A 25,069-nucleotide genomic window follows, 5' to 3' on the forward strand; every position below is an offset into this window, starting at 1 on the left:
GCCGTGGTGGACCTCGCGGACGTGCTCGGTGCGATCGGGGAGCCGATCCGCTTCGAGGTGTTGCAGGTGCTCATGAGCGAGGGGGAGGCGGCTCAGGCCGCACTTGCCGAGCGGCTCGGCGTCACCCCGTCCCGGCTGGGCAACCACCTGGCCACCTTGCGCGCGGCCGGCCTGGTCGAACCGATCCGGACCGGCCGCTCCACTCGCTACCGCCTCCCCGACCCCGACGCCGTCCACGCGCTCCTCTCAGCCGTGAACGTTCTGGCGGGGTATGACCCTCCAAAACGTGCAAGCCTCGACGGGGGGCCGTCGGCGTTCGCGCAGGCTCGGACCTGTTACGACCACCTCGCCGGGGAGGCCGGGGTCCGGCTGCTCGATCGGCTCGTCGCGGACGGGGCGTTGATACCGGGCCCCGAGGCGGAGTCCGTGCTGACCGTCGGCGACAACCTGGACGCCGCGCTGACCCGGCTCGACGTGCCGTATCCGCAGGTCCGCCGCAGGAAGCTGGCGGTGGGCTGCCTGGACGCCACCGCCGGCCGCCCCCACCTCGGCGGAGCGCTGGGCAGCGAAATCCTCCGCAGCCTGCTCCGCCGAGGCCTCCTGCTGCCGGGCCCGTCCCCCCGCAGCCTCATCGAGCACCCCGACCTGGAACCCCTCCTCGCCTAGCTCCTAGACGCGAGATGGCGGGGGAGGAACAGCGTCGGGATCAACGCGACGACCGCGATGCCGACCACCCACCAGAACGTCCCCCCGAACGCCGACGCGACAGCGGCGGGTGACGGCGCCCCGCCGGTAGTGACCTGCCGCTGCAGCACCACGAACAGAATCGCGCTTCCCACCGACCCACCCAGCTGCTGGAAGATCCGCACCGCCACGCTGGCGCGCGGAATTGCGTCCGGGGTGAGACCACGCATCGCGGTGGTCATCACCGGCACCAGCACCGCGCCGATTCCCAGCCCGCTCGCCAGCTGCGCCAGGCTGATCGCCGGGTAACCGGTGTCGGCGGCCAGCTGCGTGTACCCCAGGCCACCCACGGCCCCGAGCACGAGCCCTGCCGCGACCATCGGCGCCGGCGGGAAACGATCGGCCAACCGTCCACCGAGGATCAGCGACAGGCCCATCCCGAGCCCCAGCGGAATCATCAACAGCCCGGTGTGCAGCGCATCCTCACCCCGCACCTGCTGGAAGTAGAGCGGCAACAACCCGAGCGCTCCGAACATCACCCCGCTGGCCAGCGTGATCACACCCGCCGCCGCGGCGAACGACCGCACCCGCAGCAACCGGACATCCACCAGCGCCCGGCCGCCGAGCCGCGCCGCATGGATCGCGAATCCGGCCAACAGCGCCAGGCCGACGAGCACCGGCGCGATCACCGGCGTGTGCAGGAAGCTGCCGGAGCGACCGGCCTCGGCGAACCCGTAGATCATCGCCGCGAACGCGGGGGCCAACAGGATCAGACCCAGAAGATCCAGATCGACGCGCGGCGCGTCGCCCCGCGCCCCCGGCAGGAACCGGGGGGAGAGCACCAGGGCGATCAGGCAGATCGGCACGTTGACGAAGAAGATCCAGCGCCAGCTCAGATTCGTCACGATCAGCCCACCGAGCACCGGGCCTAGCACCGGCCCGAGCAGCGCCGGGATGCCGATCGTCGCCATGACGCGGCCCATTCGTGCGGGTCCCGCCGCGATCGCCAGGATCGACTGGGCGAGCGGCAGAATCAGTCCGGCGCCGACGCCCTGGAGGATCCGGAACGCGATCAGACTCTCGACCGACCACGCGCACCCGCACAGCACCGAGGCGACCAGGAACACCGCGAGCGTCAGCATCCACATCGTCCGGGCGCCGAACCGCTCGAGTGCCCAGCCGGCGATCGGGATGACGCTCGCCATCGCCAGCAGCGGGCCCGTGCTGATCCACTGGATCGTCGAGAGCGTCGTGTCGAAGTCCGCGAGCAGGGTGTTCGTCGCAATGTTCGTCATCGTGACGTCCAGCTGCATCATGATCGCGCCGAGCATGATGACGCCGGCGAGTTTGAGTAGGTCGGGGGTCAAGCGGGTGTTGTCCTCCGTGACGGTCACGATTCCTCCTCCGTAAACATTTACTGCGCGGTAAACAGTTACTGCAATGCTGGTTGGGGCTGGCGGCCAGGTGAGAGCTCAGAGACGAGGCGGTGTCATGCCCTGGACGAACTGGTCGATGATCAGGTCCTTGGCGAATTCTTCGTCGACGTTCAGGAGGTTCACCAGCCGGTTGAACGTCTGTCCGCTGGTCGCACCCATCGCGAAGATCGAACCGATCGCGGTGCTGTAGGCGATCGCGAACGGGAGGTCGGCGCGGAACACGCCGTCGTGCTGCCCGCGCTCGTACAGGTCGCGCAGGGGAGCGGGCAACTGGTCGATGGTGGTGGGGTGCAGCGTGCCGAAGTGCCCGGCGAGCTGCTCCTGGATGAAAAGCGCCGATCGGTACGGGTGGGTCAGCGTGATCTCGAGCGACGCGCGGAGGGCATAGCGCATGCCTTCGATCGGCTCCATCGTCTGAGCCTTTTCGAGAGCCGGCCACCAGGCTTGGGCGACCGCGCGGCGCTGGTCGTCCATGACCGCGCCGTAAAGGCCCTCTTTGTTGCCGAAATGGTGGTAGATCATGCGCTCGTTGACGCCCGCCTTGGCGACGATCGCGCGGATGCGGGCGCCGTGCAGCCCGAACTGGGCGAACTCCTCGGCGGCGGCCGCAAGGAGCGCTTCTCTACTGTCCGCCACGCAGTAAGTGTTTACCGCGCCCGCGCGCTCGTCAAGTGGAGATGGCCCAGGGCGGCGGTCACGGCCCGGCCTACTCGGACGGTGTCGGGGCCGATCGCCACCACCAGTACCGCCGACTCGTCGGCTAGCGGTAGGACGTCGCACCGGACCCCGCCCACGGTGGTCACCGGAATATCGTCGATCTGAAAGGCGGAAGGCACGACGGTGAGGGCTGTCGACTGGACCACGGAACCGCCCAGTACGGCGGGTCCGTTCCATCCGGGTGGGGCGCCGGTGCCGACGTCCAGGTCCTGGGCGAGCAGCATCCGGCCTGCGCGGCGGACGCGCCAGCGGGTGCGGAGGCGGCCGGGTGCTTCGTGGTGGCGGCCGAGGACCACCGTCTCGGTCAGTGTGAGGCGGGCCGTGTCGGCGAGCGAGACCTCCAGCGAGGTGACGTGGTCCGCGCCGCGGGCCACGACCAGCGGCTGGGGTTCCCAGTGGAGCGAGGCCCCGGAACCGACGTTCAGGCTGACCAGCGCGGAACTCGAACCGCCGTGGGGGCCGGGCAACGCCAGCGCGGCACCGGCGGAGCCCACGGCGAGGGAGGCGCCGTCGCCCACGGTGACCGTCAGATCGGTGCGGTCACCGCCGAGCGGCCCGGCAGCGCCGGTGACCATCGTGAGCCCGCGGTCGGTCTTTCGCAGCACGATCGGCGGCTGCGACGCCATCTCACGGAAGACCGTGCGGTCGCCGTCCCGTTCGACGACCGCACGCGCGCTAGCCCGCAACGGCCATGCCGTCTTTCAGCCAGCCCAGCCGTGCGTCCCGGATCCATTCGGCCACCGTCGACGCCGACGGGTCCTCGCGCAGCGACTGGAAAACCACGGGCTTGCCGCGTCGCACGGCGGCGGAGTCGCGGTCCATGACACCGAGGTCGGCGCCGACGAGCGGGGCCAGGTCGGTCTTGTTGATGACGAGCAGGTCGGAGCCGGTGACGCCCGGTCCGCCCTTGCGCGGCACCTTGTCGCCTCCGGACACGTCCAGCACGAACAACTGCACGTCGACGAGACCGCGGCTGAACGTCATCGTCAGGTTGTCGCCGCCGCTCTCGACCAGCACGAGTTCGAGCGGAGCGAACGACTCCTCGAGGCCTTCCACCGCGTCGAGATTCGCGGTGATGTCGTCGCGTACCGCGGTGTGCGGGCAGCAACCGGTCTCCACGGCGGCGATGCGGTCCGGGGCGAGCACGCCCGAGCGGCGGAGGAAGTCCGCGTCCTCGGTCGTGTAGATGTCGTTCGTGACGACGCCGAGCTGCAGTTCCGGGCCGAGCGTGCGGCACAGTGCGGCGACCAGCGCGGTCTTGCCGGAGCCGACGGGGCCGCCGACTCCCACGCGGAACGCCCTCCCCGGGGTACGGGGGGCCAGGTCGCCAGTGAGCGGGGCGTGCTGTTCGAAGACGTCGTGGTCGTGGGGTTCGCCGTTGGCGTGTGCCTGGGTGTGAGCATCAGGAAGCAAAGAGACGCACCTCCGAGCGGGCGTGGGCCTGCGCCAGCAGGTCCAGTAGGGGAGCGGACGGCGCGGGGAGCGCGTCCGAGGGTTGGTCGGCGTAGCGGGTGGCGTCGGCCACCACCGCGTCCGCCGTCGTGGTCAGGGCCGCGTGGGCGGCGGTCAGGGCCAGTGGGTCCAGCCCCAACAACCGCACTGCTGCGGACGCCGGGCCGCTGACCGCGTGTGCGACGGCGAGTGCGGCGGCCTCTTCGGGAGTCCCGCCGGCCGCGTGGGCCGCTACCCCGAGTGCGATCGGGTGGTGGGGGCGCGTGCCGAGCGTTGCGTATCCGGGGTGCGGAAACGCGTTCTTCGCCACCCGCAGCAACGCCCGCCCTTGCGCGCGGGACACCCTCCGCACCTCAGGCGCCGGCGTCCGAGCATCGACCTCCCCGTCGAGGTCGTCCCAACCGGAGTGTTCGGCGAGATGGCACGCGCGGGCGGCTACCGCGGCGGAGAGGAGGCCTGCGGTGTGGAGGCGGCCGTGGAGGAAGGCCATGACCCGGGCGAGGTCGTGGTCGACCAGGCCCGCGTCGACGGCCGGGGCGATCCCACCACTGTGGGCGTGCGCCCCGGCCGGCAGCCGGGAGTCCGCGAGGAGCAGGAGGGCCTGGCGCATCAGTCCGTGTCCATCAGAACAGGAAGTAGCGCTGAGCCATCGGCAACTCCGCCGCCGGCGCTTCCTCGATCAGCTCACCGTTCACGTGCACCGCGAACGTGTCCGGGTTGACGCGGATCTCCGGCAACGCGTCGTTCAGCGGCAGATCGGCCTTGCCCCGACGTCGCACATCAGCAACGGCGGCCAACCGACGCCGCACGGCGAGCCGGTCCGCCAGACGGTCTTCAACGGCGATCGGGGCAACGAAGTGGACACTGGTAGCGCTGGCGACCTGCGGCCGCGCGCCCCACATCGGCCGGGGAAAGATCGGCTGCGGCGTCGGGATCGACGCATTCGCGTCACCCATCTGCGCCCACGCGATCATCCCGCCCTTCACGACGACGTGCGGCCGGACCCCGAAGAACTTCGGATCCCACAGCACGAGATCCGCGAGCTTCCCGATCTCGACCGACCCGACCTCTCCCTCCAGGCCGTGCGCGACCGCCGGAACGATCGTGTACTTCGCGATGTACCGCTTGGCGCGCGCGTTGTCCGCAACCGTGTCACCGGGCAACGACCCACGCCGGCGCTTCATCGCGTGCGCGGTTTGCCAGGTCCGCATCACGACCTCGCCGACCCGCCCCATCGCCTGACTGTCGGAGCCGATCATCGAGATCGCGCCCAGGTCGTGCAGTACGTCCTCGGCGGCCATCGTCGACGGCCGGATCCGGCTCTCGGCGAACGCGAGGTCCTCCGGGACGGCCGGGTTCAGGTGGTGGCAGACCATCAACATGTCGAGATGTTCGTCGAGCGTGTTGACGGTGTGCGGCCGGGTGGGATTGGTCGAACTCGGCAGCACGTTCGGGTGGCTGGCGACCGTGATGATGTCCGGAGCGTGGCCGCCCCCGGCACCCTCGGTGTGGTACGTGTGGATGCCGCGGCCGCCGATCGCGGCGATCGTGTCCTCGACGAACCCGGCCTCGTTCAGCGTGTCGGTGTGCAGGGCTGCTTGGACGCCGTACTCGTCGCAGATTCTGAGGCAGGCGTCGATGGCGGACGGCGTCGAGCCCCAGTCCTCGTGCAGCTTGAATCCGGACGCACCCGCTTTGAGCTGCTCGACCATGGACTCGGCGGACACCGTGTTGCCCTTGCCGAGCAGCGCGACGTTGATCGGGTAGTCGTCGAGGGCCTCGAGCATGCGGGCCAGGTACCAGGCGCTCGCGGTGACCGTCGTCGCCTTCGTGCCCTCGGCCGGTCCGGTGCCGCCGCCGATCCAGGTGGTGATGCCCGAGCCGAGCGCCTCCTCGATCTGCTGGGGTGCGATGAGGTGGACGTGGCTGTCGATGCCACCGGCGGTGAGGATCTTCCCGTTGCCGGCGAGGACCTCGGTGGACGGGCCGATGACCAGTCGGGGGTCGACCCCGTCCTGAGTGTCCGGGTTGCCGGCCTTGCCGATGCCGACGATCCGGCCGTCCTTGACGCCGATGTCGGCTTTGACGATGCCCCAGTGGTCGAGGATCAGCGCACCGGTGATCACCAGGTCGGGGGCGCCGTCGGCGCGGGTGACACGGGACTGGCCCATCGACTCGCGGATGACCTTGCCGCCGCCGAACACGACCTCCTCGCCGGCGCTCGGGCCCCGGGAGAGGTCCTGCTCGACCTCGATCAGCAGGTCGGTGTCGGCAAGCCGGACGCGGTCGCCGGTGGTGGGGCCGTAGAGAAGGGCGTACCGACTCCGGTCGATGCTGTCGGTCACGCGGCGGCTCCCGGGTCGAGGGACGCGGCATCCCGGCCGCGTTGCGGGCGAGGGCTGGGCGCGGCTGCCGTCATGCCTCGGGGCCCCGTTCGTCGAGGAGGCCGGCGAACTCGGGGCGGAGGCCGGGGACATCGCGGGTGCCGGCGATCGCGACGAGATCGACCTCGCGCACCACGCCCGGCTCGAACCGCACCGCGGTACCCGACGGGATCGCGAGGCGGTAGCCCCAGGCCGCGCGGCGGTCGAAGCTCAGGCCGGTGTTCACGGCCGCGAAGTGGTAGTGGCTGCCGACCTGGATCGGTCGGTCCGCGGTGTTCGTCACCTCGAGGGTCTGCCGCTCGCGTCCCTCGAGCAGCGGCACCGGATCGCCGGCGACGAGGATCTCGCCGGGGATCACGGGATGGGGTGGTGGACCGTGACCAGCTTGGTCCCGTCCGGGAAAGTCGCTTCCACCTGCACCTCCTCGATCATCTCGGGGACGCCGTCCATCACGTCGTCCCGGCCGAGCACGTGCCGCCCGGCTTCCATCAGGTCGGAAACGGTGCGACCGTCCCGTGCTGCTTCGAGCAGGAACGAGGTGATCACCGCGACCGCTTCGGGGTGGTTCAGGCGGAGACCGCGCTGGCGGCGGCGCTGCGCCAGGTCGGCCGCGTAGGAGATGAGCAGGCGCTCCTGCTCGTGCGGGGTCAGGTGCACAGCGTCGTCCTCATCCTCGGGCGCCAGTCCGCCCGGCAGCGTAACCGCGCGTTGTTACCAGCACGTTTTGCCTCGCCGCCCCACCCTGATCCCCGTTCACGAAGGCTGTTGCCAGCTCAATGGTACGAGTGCAAGAGTGTAGGCATGCGAGCTCACCCCGTAGAGCCGGATAGCCTGCCCCTTGACGATGCGGTGCGTGGTGTGCGATCCGCGCGCGGCCGGCTGCTCGAGGAGGTCGTCGTGAACGCGGATCCGTTCGACTACTCGATTCCGTGGCCGCCCGGCGGCGAGTGGACCAACGCTTTCCTCGACGCGCTCCGGGATGACGTTCCCTACCGGACCGAAATCGTCGACGGGAACCTGGTTGTGAGTCCCAAACCCCATCCATGGCATCTCCTTGTCTCCCGGCGGATCGCCAATGCTTTGGAGGACGCCGCGCCGCCGGGCATCACCGCCTACGAGGAATTGGAGATTCGCTGGAACGACGGTGAAAGGGTGCGTCGGTCGCTCGCGCCCGATGTCGCTGTGGCGCCCTTTGATCTCGTCGACGGAGAAGAGCCCTTCGCGCGACCCGCTGCAGTGCAGCTTGTCGTCGAAATAGTGTCCCCGTCTTCCGTCGTCACCGATCGCGAGCACAAACCGCGCCTCTACGCAGCGTGGGGACTTCCCCGGATGTGGGTTCTCGACCGCAGCCAGGGGCTCACCGAGTACCAGTTGACGCAGAGTGGGGGACCGGAGGTCGTGCAGGTTCTCTCCAGCGGCAGATTCTCGACCGACGTCCCGTTTCCGGTGGTCATCGATCTCGATCGGCTTGGTTGAGTTGATCGCGATGAGGAAGCCGCCGCCCGCTCACATCCCCATGCCGCTCGATTGGGAGTGGTCCGCTGCTGAGTTGGACGCGCTGCAGGATGAGGTTCCGTATCGCGTAGAGGTCGTCGATGGGGTGCTCGTGGTCAATCCGCGTGCATATCCGTGGCACAACCACGTGGGCGGTGAGGTCTGCGACGTATTGGCGGCCGCTGCTCCGTCGGGAGCCTGGGCGTACTTCGGTGTGGAGATTCGCCACGTCGAGGGTGAGATGGTTCATCGGTCGCTCGTTCCCGACGTGATGGTCGCGCCGAGACGTCTGTGCGACGAGCGGGCGGACTATGCCGTTCCCGGCGACGTCTCGCTGGTGGTCGAGGTTGTGTCGACACATTCCGAAGTGTTCGATCGGCGAGTGCGTCCGGTGCTCTATGCCGACTTCGGGATCCCATCGATGTGGCTCATCGACCGCACCCTGACCCTCGTCGAGTACCGCCTAGCCCCCGACGGCGACCCCGAGATCGTGCGAACCGTCCGCGGCGGCACCTTCACCACCGACATTCCGTTCCCGATCACGCTCAACCTCGACGCCCTCGGCTGACCAGCAAACTCACGTGTGACCGAAAGGCGATGCTGGACCAGCGCCAAGACGTCGGCCATCAGCGTGTTCCAGTCTGCGAACCGTTCGGCAGTCGGAGCGGTGTTGATCTGAAGCGCTCCAACGGCTACGAAGGCGTCTGCAGAAGGCTCTGAGTCGCCTGTGCGGTAATGGTCCTCCGAGAGGTCCCCACGGCCGAATCGGAACTGGTGCCGATCCGCAGGCGTGATGTCCCGTTGGGGCGGTGTCCAAGACGGATAGAGGATGACCGCCATCGGATTGGTGAGTTCCCGGACGGACTGAAAGGCGTCGTCGCCGAGAGCGTCGTTCTCCTCGGCTTTCGGGAAGGCGACGATCTTCCCAGCGCTGTTCGGGCCCGCCAAATGTCCAGTGGCGACGAAGCGTGCGGCAGCGAGCGCGAGCACCATGGATCGATCGATGTCGTGACTCAGCGCTGGCTGATGTGTCAGCCACACGGACGTTCGGACGGTGAGACCAAGAAGTAAGTCGAAAGCCGGGGGTGGGAGGCGGTCGCCTAAAGCTACGGCGTCGCGAAAGATTCGAGGTTGGATTACGCCGTGAAGGTGCATCTCGACCAGTCCGGCGAAAATTATCGTCGCCTCGATGTCGGTCGGGACTGTTCCGCGCCAGGCTGCGGCGCCGGCGCCGATGTGGGCGTCTCGGCGGATGTCGCCGAGTAGGCGGGCTTCGCCTCGGGCCAGCCAGTCCGCAGGGGCGGTGCCGAGGTGTGCGCGGGAGGGGGCGCGTTCCAGCACCCAGCCCGGCCGGACCGTCAGCGCCCCGACCACCGCCAGCCAGGCCTCGTCGTCGAGCGCCGCTCGCCATTGCGGCACCAGCGAACGCCACCACGGCACCGCGTCCACACCCGTGGGCGCCAAGGCTGACAACGGAACTCGACCCTCGGGCGACAGGGATGCCACCAGCGACGCCAGGTTCAGGGTGTAGATCGCGTAGTGGTCGATGGCGTCCCGGCCCAGGGGGTTGTAGGCCGCCGGTGTCCAGGGCGCCAACCGGCTCCGCGCCCCCGCGACCAACCCGCACAGCACCGCCACGACGCCCCCGCCGCCCGCACCGGCATCCCCGCCCGAGGTCGCGGCCCCGCTCGGGATCGTGGAGCCGGCCAGTTCCGTGACGAACTCCAGGACTCGGGGGAACTTCAGCAGCGGTACGTGTGAGAGGAGGGCGCGCAGTCGGTCGCTGTCCGGTATCCCACCCAGCCCTGGCCCGAACGCGCGGGCGTCCTCGTGCTGGCGCGCCATCAGCCGCAGCTGCGCCGCCAGGTGCGACGCCACCAGGTACTCGCCGAACGTCGAGTGCAGGAACTCGTATGTGGACGGCAGTCCGTGCGTCGCCCCGGCGGCCGACGCGTGCACGAAGAAGAACCGGCCGACCGTCCGGATCGTCTGGTCGAGCGGCTCCGGCGCGGCGTCGACGAACGCGGCCAGGTCGGCTTCCAACTCCGGCCCCGTGGCGAACGTCCGGCCGCGGTTGAGCATCGCGAACGCCGCGACCGTCAACGGCCACCGCCGCTCGGCGACGAACCGGTCGACGTCGACGCGCGGCTCCTTGAGCGCCTCGCGCCGCAGAAAATGCGTCACGAGCCGCTCGTACAGCACCGCGGTGGTGACCCCGGAATCCAGCGACGGCGCCGACGGATCGGCGGTGTACAACGCGATCAGCAGCAACAACAGTGGCTGCCGCCCCAACTCGGCGAGGGCCGGCGGCACCACCGGGAGTGCACGGAACCCCGGCGAACCCGCGTTCAACCCATTCCACACCGCGAGCCACTGCGCGACCTGCTCGTCGGTGAAGTGCTCCAACCGAACGATCAGCGTCTCCGCCGGAATCAGCACCCGATCGGCCATCACCGTCCGGGACGTGACCACAACGGCGACCGGCCGCCCCAGCGACGCCTCCACCGCCTGGAACTCCGCCACCTCGTGCAGGTACCGCGACTGCGACGCCCCACTGGCCTGCATCAACTCGTCCAGACCGTCGAGCACGACGACCCTCGTCGTTCCGGCAGCCGCCGCGTCCTCGACGAGCTGACCCCACTGCACCCGGCCGTGCGTCGAGAGGTCGAGCGCCTCCTGGATCTGCATCGCGATCGACGCGTCCGCCCGCACGCGACGCAGCGGCACCCGCACGGCGGTCCACCCTCCGACCGGTAACCGCGCGGCGAGCATCTGCGTCAGCATCGACTTCCCGGCACCGGGGAGCCCGAGCACCAGCAGCGGCGTGCTGATGCTCGACGGCGAGGTCAGGTAATCGGCGAGGAACAGCGCGGAGGACGTGATCAGCCGCTGGTCGGTCCACCACCGCTCGTCGGCAGGCGACGCACCGCGCTCGGCCGTCGCGACCCGCAGTTGCGGTGCGACGTACGCCTGCTCCAGGGTGGGAAGCGTGACGGTTCCGGACCCCGGATCACCCAGCACCGGACGGTCGAGAACGCTCCGGTTGAGCCGGCCCAGGACGTCCAGCGTCGAGAGCGGCGGTGCGGCCCCGCTCACCTCGCCCAGCAGCCGCTCGATCAGCTCGAGCGCCCGGGACTGGCCGGCCACGAGATCGGACCCCCACGCGCGCACCTCCCGCCGCGTCACCGTCGACTCGCCGAGCATCAGCCACCGCCCGAACTCCGGCACGTCTGCCGCGAGCCGCACGAACGCCGCCTCGTAGGTGCCGGTGGCACGCGAAATCAGGTCAACCTCATCAAGAATGACATCACCAGCGAGCCCGCTCACGAACGCCGCACAACCTGCGGCCACCCGGGTGAAGTACGGCGTCAACCGCTCGTCGAGGTTCTCCCGGAACCCGTATCGCGGCCCCGGAATCGGCACCGCGGCGCGCGTCAACGCCTCCAGCCGTGGCTGCTCGGGCCGCCCCGCCGCGAGCCGCAGTTTCTCCTCGTCGGTGAACTCCAAATCCCCGTACGCGGGACCGAGCTGCGCCTGCAGCGCCTCGAAGAACGACGACACGACCAGCGTCGTGTGGGCCGCCGCGATCAGTTGCAGGCGGTCGTACCCCGAAACGCCCAACAGCCTGCTGTGGACGCCGTCCACGAAGCCGCGGAGCAGCCGGACACCGTCGTTCTTCGGGTCGACGAGCTCCAGCAGACCCCCGCCGAGCACCGAAACCGACACCAGTCGTTCGAGACGGTCGAAGATCGGACGGTCGTACTTCCCGAGGATGTTCAACGCGCCGCGGTACGTGAGCGCGGGGTCCGTCCACATGCCCGGCAGCGTATCGGTTCGGTCACAGCCATTGTCGAAAGTGGAGAGGGAATGAAATGGTTCAGGAGTACCGCAGAATGAATGCGTTCTTTTAAGCAAGAATTGATTAACGCGAATTAAGGCTCGGGCCGGTAATCTTGCCGATGCCCGATGGCACCCTCGCTACCTACGTTGATCTGGTCCCGTTAACCGACTGAGGGGCCACTCAGCTAATGTCCGTTTCTCTTGCGGTTCGCCGTATCGTCACAGCTGTCGCTCTCACCGCGACCAGCTTCACCGGTTTGGCGCTCGCCGCCTCGCCGGCCACCGCTGCCTGTTCCGACGTGCAGGTCGTGTTCGCCCGGGGCAGCACGGAGGCGCCCGGCCTCGGCATCCTCGGTCGGCCGCTGGTCAGCGCCATCCAGCAGCAATTACCAGGGCTGACGGTCGATTCGTACGCCGTCGACTACGCCGCGAACATCAGCCAGACCAGTGCCGGCCCGGGTGCGACCGACATGACCAACCACATCAAAGAGGTCGCTGCGGCCTGTCCGAACACCGAGTTCGTGATCGGCGGCTATTCGCAGGGTGCGAGCGTCACCGATATCGCGATCGGCATCCGGACGACACTCGGGCGCGGTGAAACGATTCCGGAGAACCTGGCACCGCGGATCAAAGCGGTGACCGTGTTCGGTAACCCGCTCCGCCTTTCCCGGCAGACGATCAATTCCGCGAGTCAGTTGTACGGTCAAAAGGCGCTCGACACCTGTGCCACCGGTGACCCGGTCTGCGGCAACGGTTCCAACGCGATCGCCCACCTGCGGTACGCGTTCGACGGCTCCGTGACCCGCTCCGCCCAGTTCGCGGCGAACCTGGTCAAGACGACCTAGCGAGTTGGCGGGCGGCGTGACGCAGGTCAGCCCCCGCCGCCTCGACGTCCAGCGTCTGCAACTCGTCTTCGATCACGATCGCGCGGCCCTCGACGAACAGCCGGGCCAACGGGGGAGGCGAGCCGTAGACCAGGGCGTCGATCGGATCGACGATGTCGGAGTGAAACGGGCCGTCCACTCGCCACAGTGCGATGTCGGCCCGTTTCCCGACTTCCAGCGACCCGATCTCGTCCTGGCGCCCGAGGCACCGCGCCCCGCCGATCGTTCCGATCCGCAGAGCGTCCCGCGCGGTGAGCCCCGACGGCCCGTACCGCAGGCGGGCGGCGAACAACGCCTGGTGCAGTTCCTCGGACAGCCCACCGTTCTCCTGCGACGCGGCTCCGTCGACGCCGAGCCCGAGCGGCCCGCCGGCCTCGAGCAGCGCCGCGACCGGTGCGATGCCCGAACCGAGCCGGGCGTTCGAGCTCGGGCAGTGCGCCACCCCGGTGCCCGCACCGGCCAGCGTCACCACGTCCGCGTCCGACAGGTGGACGCCGTGCGCGAGCCAAACGTCGGGCCCGAGCCAGTCGACGTCGGACAGGTACTCCACCGGCGTCATCCCGAACTTCTCCCGGCAGTACTCGTCCTCGTCGTGGGTCTCCGCGAGATGCGTGTGCAGCCGGATACCCAGCTCCCGGGCCTGGGACGCCGATTCACGCATCAGGTCACGCGTCACCGAGAACGGCGAGCACGGCGCCGCCGCGATGCGAACCATCGCGCCGGGCGACGGGTCGTGCCACCGCGACACCGCCTCGTCGACCGCCGCCAGGACGGCGTCGAGCGGCTGGACCACGGAGTCCGGCGGCAGGCCGCCGTCCTTCACGCTCAGGTCCATCGACCCGCGCGTCGGGTGGAACCGCAGCCCGACGTCGGCGGCGGCGGAGATCGTCGCTCCGAGCACGTCGCCGCCCTCGCGCGGGAACACGTAGTGGTGATCGGTCGACGTCGTGCACCCGGTCAACGCCAGCCGCGCCAGCCCCGCCCGGGCCGCCGCCCCCACGATCGGCTCGTTGATGCCCGCCCAGATCGGGTACAGAGTCTTCAACCACGTGAACAGCCCGTCATCGACGGACACCGCCCTGGTGGCCCACTGGTACAGGTGGTGGTGCGTGTTCACCAGCCCCGGGGTGGCCAGGCAGCCTGCGGCGTCCACGTGCACGGCGTCGGTACGGGCAGGTGCGGGACCCGGACCGACGGCAGTGATCACACCATCGGAAACCACGACGTGCCCGGACTGGTATTCGGTGCCGGAGGCATCGACCGTCGCGACGGCGCAGCCCTCGATCACTGTCGTCATCGGCGCACCGTCCCTTCGATCAGCCCGTAGGGCTCGGTGGGGGCCACGTATACCTGGTCTGGGTTGTCGAGGCCGAACGGCGTCAGATCGACGAGATTGTGGTGCTTGTTCGGGAGCGCTAGCCGCACCTCGGCCACCGACGGACAGTCGGCCAGCACCCGCGAGCCCATCGCAAAGAGGGTCTGCTGCAGCGAGTAGCTGTACGTCCCGGCGAACGCCGCGAGCAGTCCGTCGCGCGCGCCCGCGTAGGCCTCGGCCCACTCCACGTCGGTCGTCGAGTGGTCCCACCAGGCGTCCACCGACGTCGCGAGGATTCGCTCGGTCGTCTCGGGAAGCGTGGTGTACGGATCGCGCGGGAAGCCGTGGAACTCCGAGTCCGTCGTGTTCAGCAGGGTGAGGTCACCCAGGCCGGACGAGACCTCCGCGCCCTCGGACGTCACGACCACCCGTGCCCGCCGCGTCTCCGCTCCGGACCGTGCGAACGAGTGCGGCCCGAACGCTTCCCAGCGGTGCTGCTCGATGGTGATCCGCGCGCGGTGGATCGCTGCCTGCGTGGAGACGAAGTGCTGCCCGAGCCGCAGCCCGAACGCCTCCGGCTCACCCACCCCGAACTCGCGGGCGAACGCGTAGACCGTGTTCTTCTGCGTGTCGGTGGCCAGCACCGCGCTGTTGTCGCCGGTGAGGTGGGTGCCTTCCAGGTCGCCGGAGAGCGCGCTGGCGACGGTGAAGTCCGTGACGACGTGCCGATCACCCGACCGGTCGACCGACACCAACCGCACACCGGCCTTGCCGTACTGGTTCGGCCCGAGCGTGAACGTCATGGTCAGCTCCCTCGGTAGGTGGAGTACGCGAACGGGGACAGCAGGAGCGGCACGTGGTGGTGCGCCTCGGCATCGACTATCTCGAACACCACCGACACTTCCGGATAGAACGTGCGCTGACCTCGGCTTCCGAACCACGAGCCGGTGTCGAACACGAGCCGGTGGACACCAGCGTCAGCCTGCCCCCAGGACGAGATCCGCCCGTCGGAATCCGTCTCCCGCGTCACGACCGAGGCCCCGAAATGCCAGCTCACCCGTAGACCCACCGCAGGGACCCCGTTCACCGCATCCAGAACGTGCGTCGAAAGGCTCATGAGAACAGCTTGGCCAACCGCAGGCGCGTGATCGCCGCGAGCTCCCCGCGAACCACGTCGTGCTCGTGCGCCGGGTCGTTGTCCAGCCGGTCCTGCAGGATGCCGAGCAGCTCCTCGGCCGACTTCCCGGACGCGCACACCAGGTACACGTGCCCGAAGCGGGCCTCGTAGGCGGCGTTGCCGTCGGCCAGCGCGGTGAGCACCTCCCGGTCGGCGTCCGCGACACCGGCCTGCTCACCCTGCGACCACCGTTTCTCGGTGGTGGCCGCGTTCTTCGGCCGATCCCCGATGCGGGGGTGCGCCGCCAGTGCTTCCTGCACGTCTGCCCAGCTCAGGTCCGAGAAAATCGGGTCCGACGCCGTGCTCAACGCGTCCAGGTCCGCGTACGGGCGCCCCGCGACCATCGCCCGTGCCCAGGCAGTGGAGGCGCAACACGGATGCAACATCGCCGTAGCAGTGTCGGGATCGGCGTCGTTGAAGGCGTCCACGCTGGTCACGGTGCCCCCTAGTTTTGTGGTACGCGTGTGGCGAACTCTGCCATCAGGAGGTGCGGCCGGTGCTGTTGGGGGACCTGCTCGGGACCGAGGATCTGCGGCTGCGGCCGCTGGTCCTACCGGCGGGTGCCGACAGCCGGACGGTCGTCGACGTCTTCACTACCGACCTGCCGGATCCCGGCCGGTACCTGGCCGGTGGTGAGCTGGTGCTGACCGGTCTGGTGTGGTGGTCCCCGGGTGCTGCCGAGACCTTTGTCGACGCCGTGCTGACGGGCGGCGCGACCGCGCTGGGCGCCGGGGAGGCGGCGCTCGGCGGCGTCCCCGACGAGCTGGTCGAGCTGTGCCGGCGGCGCGGGTTGCCGCTGTTCGCGGTGCCGGCGTCGGTGTCGTTCGCCGACATCACGCGGCGGGCCCTGGCCACGGGGCGCCCGGTCGGTCGGCGGTTGCTCGCCGTGCTCGCGGGGCGGGCCGGGCTCAACCGGTTGCTGGACGTCGCCGCGGCCGAGCTCGGTGAGCCGTGCGTGGTGTTGAGCCCGGTCGCGGGCGTGATCGCGGGGGCACCGCCGGAAGATCAGGCGGCGCTCGTGCGGGCGTTTCTGACTGCGCCGCGGCTCCCGGCGACCGTCAACGGCATCCGCCTGCTGTCGGCCGACGCTCCGGACCGGCACCGAGCCGTCAGCTGGTTCGTCGCCTGCCCCGCCGAGCCGTCCGACGCGGATGCGACGGCGCTCGCCGAGGAGCTGGCCGGTCTCGTCGCGCTGGAACGCGCCCGGGTCGACGCCGGGCGCCGGGCCGAGCGTCGGCTGGCCGATCAGGTGCTGCGGGCGTTGACGGCCGGTGGGGACGCGTCGGCCGAGTTGCGGGTGGCCGGAATCGCTCCGGGGACGCCGGTCACCGTGCTGGTCAGTGCAGCCGCGGCCACCGGCCTGATCGACGAGATCCTGCGCACCGCCGTACCCGACCCGGTCGTCGGCAGCCGCAACGGCGCCACGATCGCCATCGTCCCGCGCCGCGACGCCGACCCGCTCGCCGACGTCCTGCGGGCCGGGTTCGCAACCGTGGCGCCGGGACTCACCGGGACCCGGCTACCGACCGGGCTGAGCGGAACCGTTCCGGCCGGTCCGGCGCTGTCCGCTGCCCTGGAGGAAGCCCGGCACGCCGCCGGTCTCGCCGCAGCTCGCGCCGAGCCCGCCGCCGTGGTCACCGCCGACGAGATCGACTCGCACATGCTGCTGCTCGGGAGCGTCCCGGACGAGGTGCGACGCGCCTACCGCCACCGCGTGCTCGGCCCCGTGCTCGCTTACGACAGCGCGCACGACGCCGAGCTGGTGGCGACGCTCACCGTGTTCCTGGACCACTCCGGATCGTGGAGCCGCTGCGCCGAGGTGCTGCACCTGCACGTGAACACGGTCAGGTACCGGATCGCCAAGGTGGAGCAGCTGACGAACCGGAACCTGTCGCGGTTCGACGACCGCGTCGACCTGTTCCTCGCGCTTCGGCTCAGCGGCCCGTCAGACCGTCGATGAGCTCGCGGTTGATGTCGGCGTGCCCGGCGTGCCGCGACGTCTCCTCGATCATGTGCACGATCACCCACCGCAGCGACATCCGATGGTTGCGGTGCTCCTCCGCGCACGGCACGTCGAAGTTCGGCGCGGCCTCGACGAGCCGGTCGGACTCCTTCCACGCCTCGCGGTAGTCGTCGACCAGTTGGTCCACGGTCACGTCGGGTGCGACGTCCCAGCTGTGCCGGTCCCACTCGGCACCGGGCTCACCGGCCCAGACGTGGCGGAACCAGTACCGCTCGGAGACGGTGAGGTGCTTGAGCAGCCCGGCGAGGGTCCACCCGGACGGGGTGATCGGTCGGCGAGCGTCTTCCTCGGAGAGGTCTTCGACTTTGCGGACGATGGATTGCCGGAGGTAGGCGAGGAACGCGAGCAGAGTCGTACGTTCGTCACCGACGATGAAGGGAGCCCTGCGGTCCGTCATGGGATTTATTGTGCGACGCAACCGGGCGGTGAATGGTGTGTTTCCCGCAGGTGTCGCCACGCCAGCACACGCCTAGTTCGGCACCCCCGCCTTCCAGCGGGAAACCAGCGCCTCCCAGCCGTCGGGCGCCAGCTGCCCGAACGCCCGCACCCGGGCGAGGCCGCCGTCCGGGAAGACGTCGACGCGCAGATGCGTGGCCCGCACCGAACTGTCGACGGCGAACCAGTGCGGCGTGTCCGGCAACAGCGGACGCCGTTCCAGCAGCTCGGTCCAGCCGTCGTCACCGGTAGGGGAGTCCGCGGCGCGTACCCGCACCGCCCCCGGCGCGTTCCCGACGAAGTGCGTCGTGTCGATGAGCAGCTGCCGGACGTGCCCCGGGCCGGTGAGCCGGATCAGCAGCCAGTCGTTGCCGTCACCCCGGCGCCGCCGTGTCTCCCAACCCTGCCCCATCGTCTGGGCCTGACCGGGCAACAACACGTTGTCGGCCGGCGAGTAGAAGCGGTTGCTGCAATCTTCGACCCGTCCGCCGTTCTCCAACGCGGCCAGATCCAGGGACACGCCCTCCAGCCGACGCGGATCAGGAACGACGTCACCGAGCACCCGGAGCCGGGCGACGCCCCCGTCCGGAGCGATGTTCAGCCGCACGTGCGTGACGAGCGGCCCCTCCGGGACGTCGAACGTGTTAGCGGAGTCTCCGGCCAATTTCACCCGGTCGGTCAGCGGCGTCCAGCCGGCGTCGTCAAGAGGCGAGTAGCCGTCGACGTAGCGACCCTCCAGCCAGCACTCCTCGGGGTAGTTGCCGGTGAAATGGGCGGTGTCGACCACGATCCGTCGTACGAACCCCGGCGCACCCAGTCGCACGATCGCCCAGTCGTGCCCCGGCGAACGCCGACGACGGGTCTCCCAGCCGTCGTAGACCTGTCCCTTGTGGCCGAACGTGGCCGGCTGGAACAGCGGAACGTCCGGCCGGATCAGGTTCTCCTTCTCCGCGAACGTCTCGTCGCTCGCCGCGATCACGGCCCCGCCGAGCGAGCGAACCGCCAGGTCGATCATGCGTTCCCCCTGGTCAGCAACTGTCCCGTCGGTTCGTCGCCCACTCGGTGCCCCCGCAGCCACGTCTCCCGCACCAGCCCGGCCAGCGGACGGAACGCGTACGGCGTCACCGGATGCCTGTGGTGCAGCTGCGCCGGATCGACCACGCGCCCGGCGTCGGGCTCGAAAACGGCGAAGTCGGCGTCGAATCCCAGCGCTATCCGGCCTTTGTGTCGGAGGCCGGCGATCTCCGCCGGACGCTGCGACATCCACCGGGCCACGTCTGCCAGCGTGAACCCTCGCGTGCGCGCCTCCGACCAGATGGCCGACAGGCCCACTTCGACCGACGCGATCCCGCCCCACGCCACCCCGAAGTCGCCGATGTCGAAGCGCTTCAGATCCGGCGTGCAGGGGGAGTGGTCGGAGACGATGCAGTCGATGACTCCGTTCCGGAGTCCTTCCCACAGCAGCTCGCGATTGCTCGCCTCCCGGATCGGTGGGCAGCACTTGTACTGCGTCGCCCCGTCGGGCACCGCTTCCGCGGTGAAGCTCAGGTAGTGCGGACAGGTTTCCGCCGTTATTTTTACGCCATCCCGGCGGGCGGAAACGAGCATGGGCAACGCGTCGGAACTGGACAGATGCAAGATGTGGACGCGTGCGCCGGTCCAGCGGGCCAGTTCGATGACCTGCGCGATCGCCACGTTCTCGGCGCCGCGGGGGCGGCTGGCGAGGAAGTCGGAGTAGCGCTCGCCGTGGGCGGTGGGGGCGCGGTCGATCGCTTTCGAGTCCTCGGCGTGGACGATCAGCAGCGCGTCGAACGAGTGGAGGCTTTTCAGCGCCTCCTCGAGCTCGTCCGGTGTCACCGGCGGGAACTCGTCGACGCCGGAGTGCAGCAGGAAGCACTTGAAGCCGAACACGCCGCTGTCGTGCAGGCCGCGCAGGTCGGGGCCGTTGCCCGGCACGACGCCACCCCAGAAACCGACGTCGCAGTGCACCTGACCGGCAGCGACCTTGCGCTTGATCTCCAGTGCCGCCGCGTCCGTCGTCGGCGGGATGCTGTTCAACGGCATGTCGACGATCGTCGTGACGCCGCCGGCGATCGCGGCGCGCGTGGCGGTGGCGAAGCCCTCCCACTCGGTGCGGCCCGGTTCGTTGACGTGCACGTGCGTGTCGACGACGCCCGGCATTAGCACGTGCTCGTCGGGGAGCGTGTGCTCCTCGGTCGCCTCGAGCTCGGCGTCGAACGGCTCGATCGCGACGATCCTGCCGCCGGCCACGCCGATCGCCCGGTCCACCTCACCGGTCGCGGTCACCACCCGCCGCGCGCGGACCACCACATCCAACACGTGGGCCACCTCTTCCGACTCTGACCGGAGGCTTCTGGTCACGACCTGGGGCGGGACAGTTGGCGGAGGGCGGGCACGTCCAACGGGACCTCGTCCTCCGGGAAGGCGCCGCAGTCGAGGCCGCGCAGGATCACGGCGGAGAGGGCGCGGGCCGTGGCGGGCTCGTCGACGACGCCGCTCTGGCTCGACGTCCGGCCGAGGTAGGTGGTCAACCGGGTCACGGCCGGAGGCAACGCGTCGCGGAAGAACACGTACGTGGCCAGATAGCGGGTGACCAGGTGGCCGGGGTGCATGTCCCAGCCCTGGTAGTAGGCGCGCTCCAGCGAACGGCGCACCAGCCGGGCGTGGTTCTGCCAGGCGTTGCGCACCTCGTCGGTGGTCCCGGTCGGCATCACATTCGTGGAACCGTCCACGGCCGGAACCCCGGCCTGCACCGCGGCCAGCAGCATCACGGCCTTGGCGTGGTCGGCGACCGGGTGCTCCAGCGTCTGGAACGCCGCCGCGACGCCGAGCGCGGCGCTGTAGTCGTAGGTGCCGTAGTGGACGCCGGCACACCGATCTTTTGCGGCGGCGACCAGCCGCGCGACCGTCGCGACCCCGTCCGGCCCCTGGATCGCGCTCGGCAACTCGATCTGCAGCTCGATGCCGATCGTGCCGTCGGTGAGGTGGTGCGCCGATTCGACCGTGCTCACGACGTCGACAAAAGCCTGGACCTGAGGGACGGAAGAGACCTTCGGAAGCGTGACGACGAAGTTGTTGGCCAGCACCGGCGGCACCTCGGGACCGTCCGGAAGGTTCTGGCACAGCGCCCCGACCACGAGGTCGAGGGTGCGCACACCCCGACGCCGGTCGCGGGCCTCCATCGACTTCACGCGGAGCCCCAGCGTGAACGGCGCGCCCTCCCGGCCGATCAGCGTGGCGACCGCCTGACCGGCCTTCTGGGCATCGGCGTCCTCGTCGGCGTCGGACCGGTAGCCGTACCCGTCCTCGAAGTCGATCCGCAGGTCCTCGATCGGCTCGGCGGCGAGCTTGATGCGGACGCGCGGCAACGCGGCGCGGACCGCCTCCGCCGGGAGGCCGAACGCGTCCGGGTCCGACCCGTGCGCGTCCAGCAGCGCCAGCGCTTCGGCGCCCCAGCGTGCGGGCAGACCAGCCGTGAACTGGTCCGCCGGCACGTAGACCGTGTGCACCGGCTGGCGGCCGGGGGGCGTGCGATCGTGCTGGGTTTTCAGGGCTTCGTCGGTCTCCGCGAGCCGTTCGTCGAGCTGGTCGAGCAGATCGTCCAGCATCAACGCACCAGCGCGTAGGCCGGAAGCGTGAGGAAGTCGACGAAGTCGTCTGCGAGCGCGACCTGCTCGAACAGCGTCCGGGCCTGGTCGTAGCCCTCGCCGAGCTTCGCGACCTCCTCGTCGAGGAGGCGGCGCACGAGCGACTCGGTGACCGTCTCACCCGTGTCGAGGATCGTGCCCTGGTGGACCCACTGCCAGACCTGCGACCGGGAGATCTCCGCGGTGGCGGCGTCCTCCATGAGGTTGTTGATCGCGACCGCGCCGAGCCCGCCGATCCACGCCTTCAGGTACTGCAGCGCCACCGAGACGTTCGACCGGACGCCCTCCTCGGTGACCTCGCCGGGCGTGTTCGCGACGTTGAGCAGGTCACTCGCGGCCACGTGCACGTCGGGGCGGAGACGGTCGACCTGGTTGGGCTTGTCCTTCAAGACGGCGTCGAACGCGTCCTTGCAGACCGGCACCAGATCGGGGTGGGCCACCCAGGAACCGTCGAAGCCGTCGCCGGCCTCCCGGTCCTTGTCTGCCTTGACCTGCGCGAGCGCCTTCTCGTTGACCTCCGGGTCGCGGCGGCTCGGAATGAACGCGGCCATGCCGCCCATCGCGAACGCACCGCGCTTGTGGCAGGTGGCCACCAGCAGTTCGGTGTAGGCGCGCATGAACGGCGCGGTCATCGTCACCTTCGCCCGGTCGGGCAGCACGAACTCGGGCCCGGCGTCGCGGAAGTTCTTGATGACGCTGAACAGGTAGTCCCACCGGCCGGCGTTGAGCCCGGACGCGTGCTCGCGCAGTTCGAAGAGGATCTCGTCCATCTCGAACGCGGCGGTGATCGTCTCGATCAGCACGGTGGCGCGGATGCAGTTCTTCAGGCCCAGCCGCGCCTCGGAGTGGGTGAAGATCTCGTTCCAGAGCCGCGCCTCGAGGTGGCTCTCGGTCTTCGGCAGGTAGAAGTACGGGCCGCTGCCGCGTGCGAGCAGCTCTTTCGCGTTGTGGAAGAAGTACAGCCCGAAGTCGACGATTCCGCCGGCGATCGGCTCACCGTCGACCGTGATGTGCTCTTCGTCGAGGTGCCAGCCGCGGGGGCGGGTGACGACGACGGCGAGGTTCTCGTCGTTCAGCTCGTAGCTCTTCTCGCCGCTCTTGAAGCTGAGTTCGCGCCTCGTGGCCCGGTACAGCGACACCTGGCCGCCGACGACGTTGTCCCAGTGCGGGGTGTTCGCGTCTTCGAGGTCGGCCAGCCAGACCTTCGCGCCGGAGTTGAGCGCGTTGATCGTCATCTTCGGGTCGGTGGGGCCGGTGATTTCGACCCGGCGATCCTGCAGGTCCTTCGGGGCCTTCGCGACCTTCCAGGCTTCGTCGTCGCGGATGCTGGCCGTCTCGGCCAGGAAGTCCAGCTTGCCGGTGCGCGCGATCTCGGCGCGCCGGGTCTTGCGCCGCTCGAGCAGTTCGTTGCGCCGCGCCCCGAACGTTCGATGGAGATCAGCGAGGAACTCGAGCGCTTCGGTCGAGAGGATGGTTTCCGCTCCGTCGACCGTGGTGGGGGTGCTTTCCACGCCGCTCACGCTGAGCCTCCTAGGTATTCGCCGTCGGTAACACCGTAAGCGGGGTCTACCCCAGAAGGACAAGGTGTGAAGCAGATATATCCGCTGGTTCCGATAGCTGGAACCGGTGGAGGTTCCGCTAGGGGTGACGCAAGCCGTCGTCGAGGACGCGTGCCCAGGGTTCGTCGATCTCCGACGAGCCCATCGTGACGACGATGGAGCACAGGGCGCCATTGGCGAAGAACGCCTGCACGGCCTTTTCGTCGGCGCCGGAGGCGGTTCGGGCGTACTCGACGAGCATCGCGTAACCCTCGCGGACGGCCCGTTTGATCTCGGGGACGCTGACAGCGGCGCACTGGGCGTGCATCTGGAGCAGGAGGAGGTCCTGGTCGGCGATCAGCTCGGCGTAGGAGCCGCCCATCGCGTAGAGGATTGCATCGGGGGTGTCGCCCCTTGTGCCCTCTTTGAAGCTGTCGAGGATGCGCTCGAACCCGCGGCCGACGACGGCGGCGAAGAGCGTCTCCTTGTCAGGGAACAGGCGGTAGAGGTAGGCCTGGGAGATGCTGGCGGCCTTGGCCACCTCGACGGTGGTGGTGCCGAAGTAGCCCTTCGCGGCGAACGCTGAGATCGCGGTGGCGAGCACCGTTTCGCGCCGGTCTTCAGCGGTGGAGAGCGTGCGGGGCATGTGAGTAGTCAACCACACTCTCGGGGCGGCCCGCCCAGAACGGCGCTGCCAGGCGAGCGCGAGCCCTTGAGTATCACTTATACGAGGCGGTCTCGCGCTCGACTGGCAGCGCCGCCCTGGGCGGGCTCCAGGCCAGAGCGAGCGCTTATGCGCTCAGCGGATGCGGGCGCCCGAGATGGCGCGGGCGATGACCAGGCGCTGGATCTCGCTCGTGCCCTCGAAGATCGTGTAGATCTTCGAGTCGCGGTACATGCGCTCCACCGGGTGCTCCCGGCTGTAACCCGCACCACCGAGCAGCTGCACCGCACGCTCGGTGGCCCACACCGCCACCTCACCGGCCTTGAGCTTCGACATCGAGCCCTCACCGGCCCCGAACTCCTTGCCGGTGCGCCCCATCCACGCGGCGCGCCACACCAGCAGGCGTGCGGCGTCGATCTCCATCTTCATGTCGGCGAGCGCGAACGCCACGGCCTGGTTCTCGATGATCGGACGCCCCCAGGTCTCGCGTCCCTTGGCGTACTCGAGCGCGTACTCGTACGCGGCCCGGGCGATGCCGATCGCCTGCGCACCCACTGTCGGGCGACTGACCTCGAACGTCCGCAGCGCCGCCTGCCCCTTGCTGCCGACGCCTTCGCGGGCGCGGGCCAGCTTCTCGTCGAGCTTCTCCTTCTCGCCGAGCAGGCAACTGCCCGGGATGCGGACGTCGTCCAGGAAAAGGTCGGCGGTGTGCGAGGCCTTCAGGCCGAGCTTTTTCACCTTGCGTGCGGTGGTGAGCCCCTTGGTGCCCGGCGGGATCACGAACCCGGCCTGCCCACGGGACCCGAGCGTCGGGTCGACCGACGCGATCACGACGTGCACGTTCGCGATGCCGCCGTTGGTGATCCACGCCTTCGCGCCGTTGATCACCCACTCGTCGGTGGCCTCGTCGTACCGGGCGCGGGTCTTCATGCCCGAGACGTCCGAGCCGGCCTCGGCCTCGGACACCGCGAACGCGCCGAGCTTCGGGTCGGCCTCGTCGCCGAAGCACTGCGGCACCCACTCGGCGAGCTGGTCGGGCGTTCCGGACGCGAAGATGCCGGCCACCGCGAGCGTCGTGCCGAAGATCGACATCGCGATCCCGGCGTCGCCCCAGAACAGCTCTTCGTTGACGATCGGCAGGGACAGGCCGGACTCGTCACCCCACCACGTGGCGAGCGACTCGAAGCCGTAGAGGCCGATCTTCGCCGCTTCCTGGATCACCGGCCAGGGGGTTTCTTCTCGCTCGTCCCACTCGTGCCCGGCCGGGCGGACGACGTCTTTTGCAAACCCGTGTACCCACTCGCGGAGATCGTCTTGTTCTTCAGAGAGGTCAAGGTTGAACATCGCGTCCTCTGTCT

At 69.6% G+C, this 25,069-nt stretch carries 24 protein-coding genes and 1 pseudogene; 5 read left to right on the forward strand and 20 right to left on the reverse strand.

From position 1 onward, the window contains the following. The first annotated feature begins 3 nt into the window (after positions 1 to 3). Complete coding sequence (locus ACGFY5_RS05485) at positions 4 to 666, forward strand: ArsR/SmtB family transcription factor (protein WP_392717611.1); 663 nt, start codon at positions 4 to 6, stop codon at positions 664 to 666. Here the strand turns inward: ACGFY5_RS05485 and ACGFY5_RS05490 are convergent. From ACGFY5_RS05490 to ACGFY5_RS05525, 8 genes are all read right to left on the reverse strand, one after another. After that, positions 663 to 2,078 (reverse strand): DHA2 family efflux MFS transporter permease subunit, encoded by a 1,416-nt coding sequence (locus ACGFY5_RS05490; RefSeq protein WP_392717613.1) that lies wholly within the window; start codon positions 2,076 to 2,078, stop codon positions 663 to 665. The genes ACGFY5_RS05485 and ACGFY5_RS05490 overlap by 4 nt on opposite strands. A gap of 78 nt (positions 2,079 to 2,156) precedes the next feature. Next, the gene (locus tag ACGFY5_RS05495) at positions 2,157 to 2,756 is read right to left on the reverse strand and encodes a TetR/AcrR family transcriptional regulator (RefSeq protein ID WP_392717615.1); all 600 of its coding nucleotides are present in this window, start codon (positions 2,754 to 2,756) and stop codon (positions 2,157 to 2,159) included. Between the two features lie 11 nt (positions 2,757 to 2,767). Then, complete coding sequence (locus tag ACGFY5_RS05500) at positions 2,768 to 3,523, reverse strand: urease accessory protein UreD (RefSeq protein ID WP_392717617.1); 756 nt, start codon at positions 3,521 to 3,523, stop codon at positions 2,768 to 2,770. Beyond that, complete coding sequence (gene ureG, locus ACGFY5_RS05505) at positions 3,513 to 4,250, reverse strand: urease accessory protein UreG (protein ID WP_392717619.1); 738 nt, start codon at positions 4,248 to 4,250, stop codon at positions 3,513 to 3,515. The genes ACGFY5_RS05500 and ureG overlap by 11 nt, the downstream gene beginning before the upstream one ends. After that, a complete protein-coding gene (locus tag ACGFY5_RS05510; RefSeq protein WP_392717620.1) occupies positions 4,240 to 4,899 on the reverse strand; it encodes an urease accessory protein UreF in 660 nt (219 codons plus the stop codon). Before ACGFY5_RS05510 ends, ureG begins: the two co-directional genes overlap by 11 nt. A 13-nt stretch (positions 4,900 to 4,912) precedes the next feature. Next, positions 4,913 to 6,634, reverse strand: a complete 1,722-nt coding sequence (locus tag ACGFY5_RS05515) for an urease subunit alpha (protein ID WP_392717622.1) — start codon at positions 6,632 to 6,634, stop codon at positions 4,913 to 4,915. A gap of 70 nt (positions 6,635 to 6,704) precedes the next feature. Beyond that, positions 6,705 to 7,031, reverse strand: a complete 327-nt coding sequence (locus ACGFY5_RS05520; RefSeq protein WP_392717624.1) for an urease subunit beta — start codon at positions 7,029 to 7,031, stop codon at positions 6,705 to 6,707. Continuing rightward, the gene (locus tag ACGFY5_RS05525; RefSeq protein ID WP_035848995.1) at positions 7,028 to 7,330 is read right to left on the reverse strand and encodes an urease subunit gamma; all 303 of its coding nucleotides are present in this window, start codon (positions 7,328 to 7,330) and stop codon (positions 7,028 to 7,030) included. The genes ACGFY5_RS05520 and ACGFY5_RS05525 overlap by 4 nt, the downstream gene beginning before the upstream one ends. A gap of 240 nt (positions 7,331 to 7,570) precedes the next feature. Between ACGFY5_RS05525 and ACGFY5_RS05530 the strand changes: the two genes are divergently transcribed. Then, positions 7,571 to 8,149, forward strand: coding sequence for a Uma2 family endonuclease (locus tag ACGFY5_RS05530; protein ID WP_392717626.1), 579 nt, complete (start codon positions 7,571 to 7,573; stop codon positions 8,147 to 8,149). Positions 8,150 to 8,189: 40 nt separating this feature from the next. Then, a complete protein-coding gene (locus ACGFY5_RS05535) occupies positions 8,190 to 8,735 on the forward strand; it encodes a Uma2 family endonuclease (RefSeq protein ID WP_392718659.1) in 546 nt (181 codons plus the stop codon). A 2,636-nt stretch (positions 8,736 to 11,371) separates the two neighbouring features. Here ACGFY5_RS05535 and ACGFY5_RS05540 read toward each other — a convergent pair. Beyond that, positions 11,372 to 11,983, reverse strand: a pseudogene (locus ACGFY5_RS05540) (hypothetical protein); the annotation flags it as partial. Positions 11,984 to 12,195: 212 nt separating this feature from the next. Here ACGFY5_RS05540 and ACGFY5_RS05545 point away from each other — a divergent pair. After that, on the forward strand, positions 12,196 to 12,852 hold the full coding sequence (locus tag ACGFY5_RS05545; protein ID WP_392717628.1) for a cutinase family protein: 657 nt from the start codon (positions 12,196 to 12,198) through the stop codon (positions 12,850 to 12,852). Here ACGFY5_RS05545 and ACGFY5_RS05550 read toward each other — a convergent pair. The 4 genes from ACGFY5_RS05550 to uraD are packed head-to-tail and all read right to left on the reverse strand — an operon-like array spanning position 12,839 to position 15,820. Further along, on the reverse strand, positions 12,839 to 14,188 hold the full coding sequence (locus ACGFY5_RS05550; RefSeq protein WP_392717630.1) for an 8-oxoguanine deaminase: 1,350 nt from the start codon (positions 14,186 to 14,188) through the stop codon (positions 12,839 to 12,841). The two genes, ACGFY5_RS05545 and ACGFY5_RS05550, sit on opposite strands and share 14 nt — an antisense overlap. Continuing rightward, the gene (gene pucL, locus ACGFY5_RS05555) at positions 14,185 to 15,009 is read right to left on the reverse strand and encodes a factor-independent urate hydroxylase (protein WP_392717632.1); all 825 of its coding nucleotides are present in this window, start codon (positions 15,007 to 15,009) and stop codon (positions 14,185 to 14,187) included. Before pucL ends, ACGFY5_RS05550 begins: the two co-directional genes overlap by 4 nt. A 2-nt stretch (positions 15,010 to 15,011) precedes the next feature. Further along, entirely contained in the window at positions 15,012 to 15,323 is a 312-nt protein-coding gene (gene uraH / locus ACGFY5_RS05560; protein ID WP_392717634.1) for a hydroxyisourate hydrolase, read from the reverse strand. Beyond that, on the reverse strand, positions 15,320 to 15,820 hold the full coding sequence (gene uraD, locus ACGFY5_RS05565; RefSeq protein WP_392717636.1) for a 2-oxo-4-hydroxy-4-carboxy-5-ureidoimidazoline decarboxylase: 501 nt from the start codon (positions 15,818 to 15,820) through the stop codon (positions 15,320 to 15,322). The genes uraH and uraD overlap by 4 nt, the downstream gene beginning before the upstream one ends. Positions 15,821 to 15,879: 59 nt before the next feature. On the opposite strand from uraD, the gene ACGFY5_RS05570 reads away from it, so the two are divergent. Continuing rightward, on the forward strand, positions 15,880 to 17,343 hold the full coding sequence (locus ACGFY5_RS05570; protein ID WP_392717638.1) for a PucR family transcriptional regulator: 1,464 nt from the start codon (positions 15,880 to 15,882) through the stop codon (positions 17,341 to 17,343). Here ACGFY5_RS05570 and ACGFY5_RS05575 read toward each other — a convergent pair. The 7 genes from ACGFY5_RS05575 to ACGFY5_RS05605 all read right to left on the reverse strand — a co-directional run bounded on the left by ACGFY5_RS05575 (position 17,318) and on the right by ACGFY5_RS05605 (position 25,055). Beyond that, positions 17,318 to 17,803, reverse strand: coding sequence for a DinB family protein (locus ACGFY5_RS05575; RefSeq protein WP_392717640.1), 486 nt, complete (start codon positions 17,801 to 17,803; stop codon positions 17,318 to 17,320). The genes ACGFY5_RS05570 and ACGFY5_RS05575 overlap by 26 nt on opposite strands. 72 nt (positions 17,804 to 17,875) lie before the next feature. Further along, complete coding sequence (gene alc, locus ACGFY5_RS05580) at positions 17,876 to 18,856, reverse strand: allantoicase (protein WP_392717642.1); 981 nt, start codon at positions 18,854 to 18,856, stop codon at positions 17,876 to 17,878. Beyond that, positions 18,853 to 20,178 carry an allantoinase AllB gene (gene allB, locus ACGFY5_RS05585; RefSeq protein WP_392718661.1) on the reverse strand — a complete coding sequence of 442 codons (1,326 nt, stop codon included), beginning with the start codon at positions 20,176 to 20,178 and terminating at the stop codon, positions 18,853 to 18,855. The genes alc and allB overlap by 4 nt, the downstream gene beginning before the upstream one ends. A 41-nt stretch (positions 20,179 to 20,219) precedes the next feature. Continuing rightward, the gene (locus tag ACGFY5_RS05590; RefSeq protein WP_392717644.1) at positions 20,220 to 21,470 is read right to left on the reverse strand and encodes a DUF6986 family protein; all 1,251 of its coding nucleotides are present in this window, start codon (positions 21,468 to 21,470) and stop codon (positions 20,220 to 20,222) included. Next, positions 21,470 to 23,029 (reverse strand): malate synthase A, encoded by a 1,560-nt coding sequence (gene aceB, locus ACGFY5_RS05595; RefSeq protein ID WP_392717646.1) that lies wholly within the window; start codon positions 23,027 to 23,029, stop codon positions 21,470 to 21,472. Before aceB ends, ACGFY5_RS05590 begins: the two co-directional genes overlap by 1 nt. Before the next feature lie 118 nt (positions 23,030 to 23,147). Next, positions 23,148 to 23,693 (reverse strand): TetR/AcrR family transcriptional regulator, encoded by a 546-nt coding sequence (locus ACGFY5_RS05600; RefSeq protein ID WP_392717647.1) that lies wholly within the window; start codon positions 23,691 to 23,693, stop codon positions 23,148 to 23,150. Positions 23,694 to 23,846: 153 nt separating this feature from the next. Continuing rightward, positions 23,847 to 25,055, reverse strand: coding sequence for an acyl-CoA dehydrogenase family protein (locus ACGFY5_RS05605; RefSeq protein ID WP_392717649.1), 1,209 nt, complete (start codon positions 25,053 to 25,055; stop codon positions 23,847 to 23,849). Positions 25,056 to 25,069: the final 14 nt, after the last annotated feature.

This window comes from Cryptosporangium sp. NPDC048952 (genome assembly GCF_043197895.1).
In the GTDB taxonomy this organism is placed as follows: domain Bacteria; phylum Actinomycetota; class Actinomycetes; order Mycobacteriales; family Cryptosporangiaceae; genus Cryptosporangium.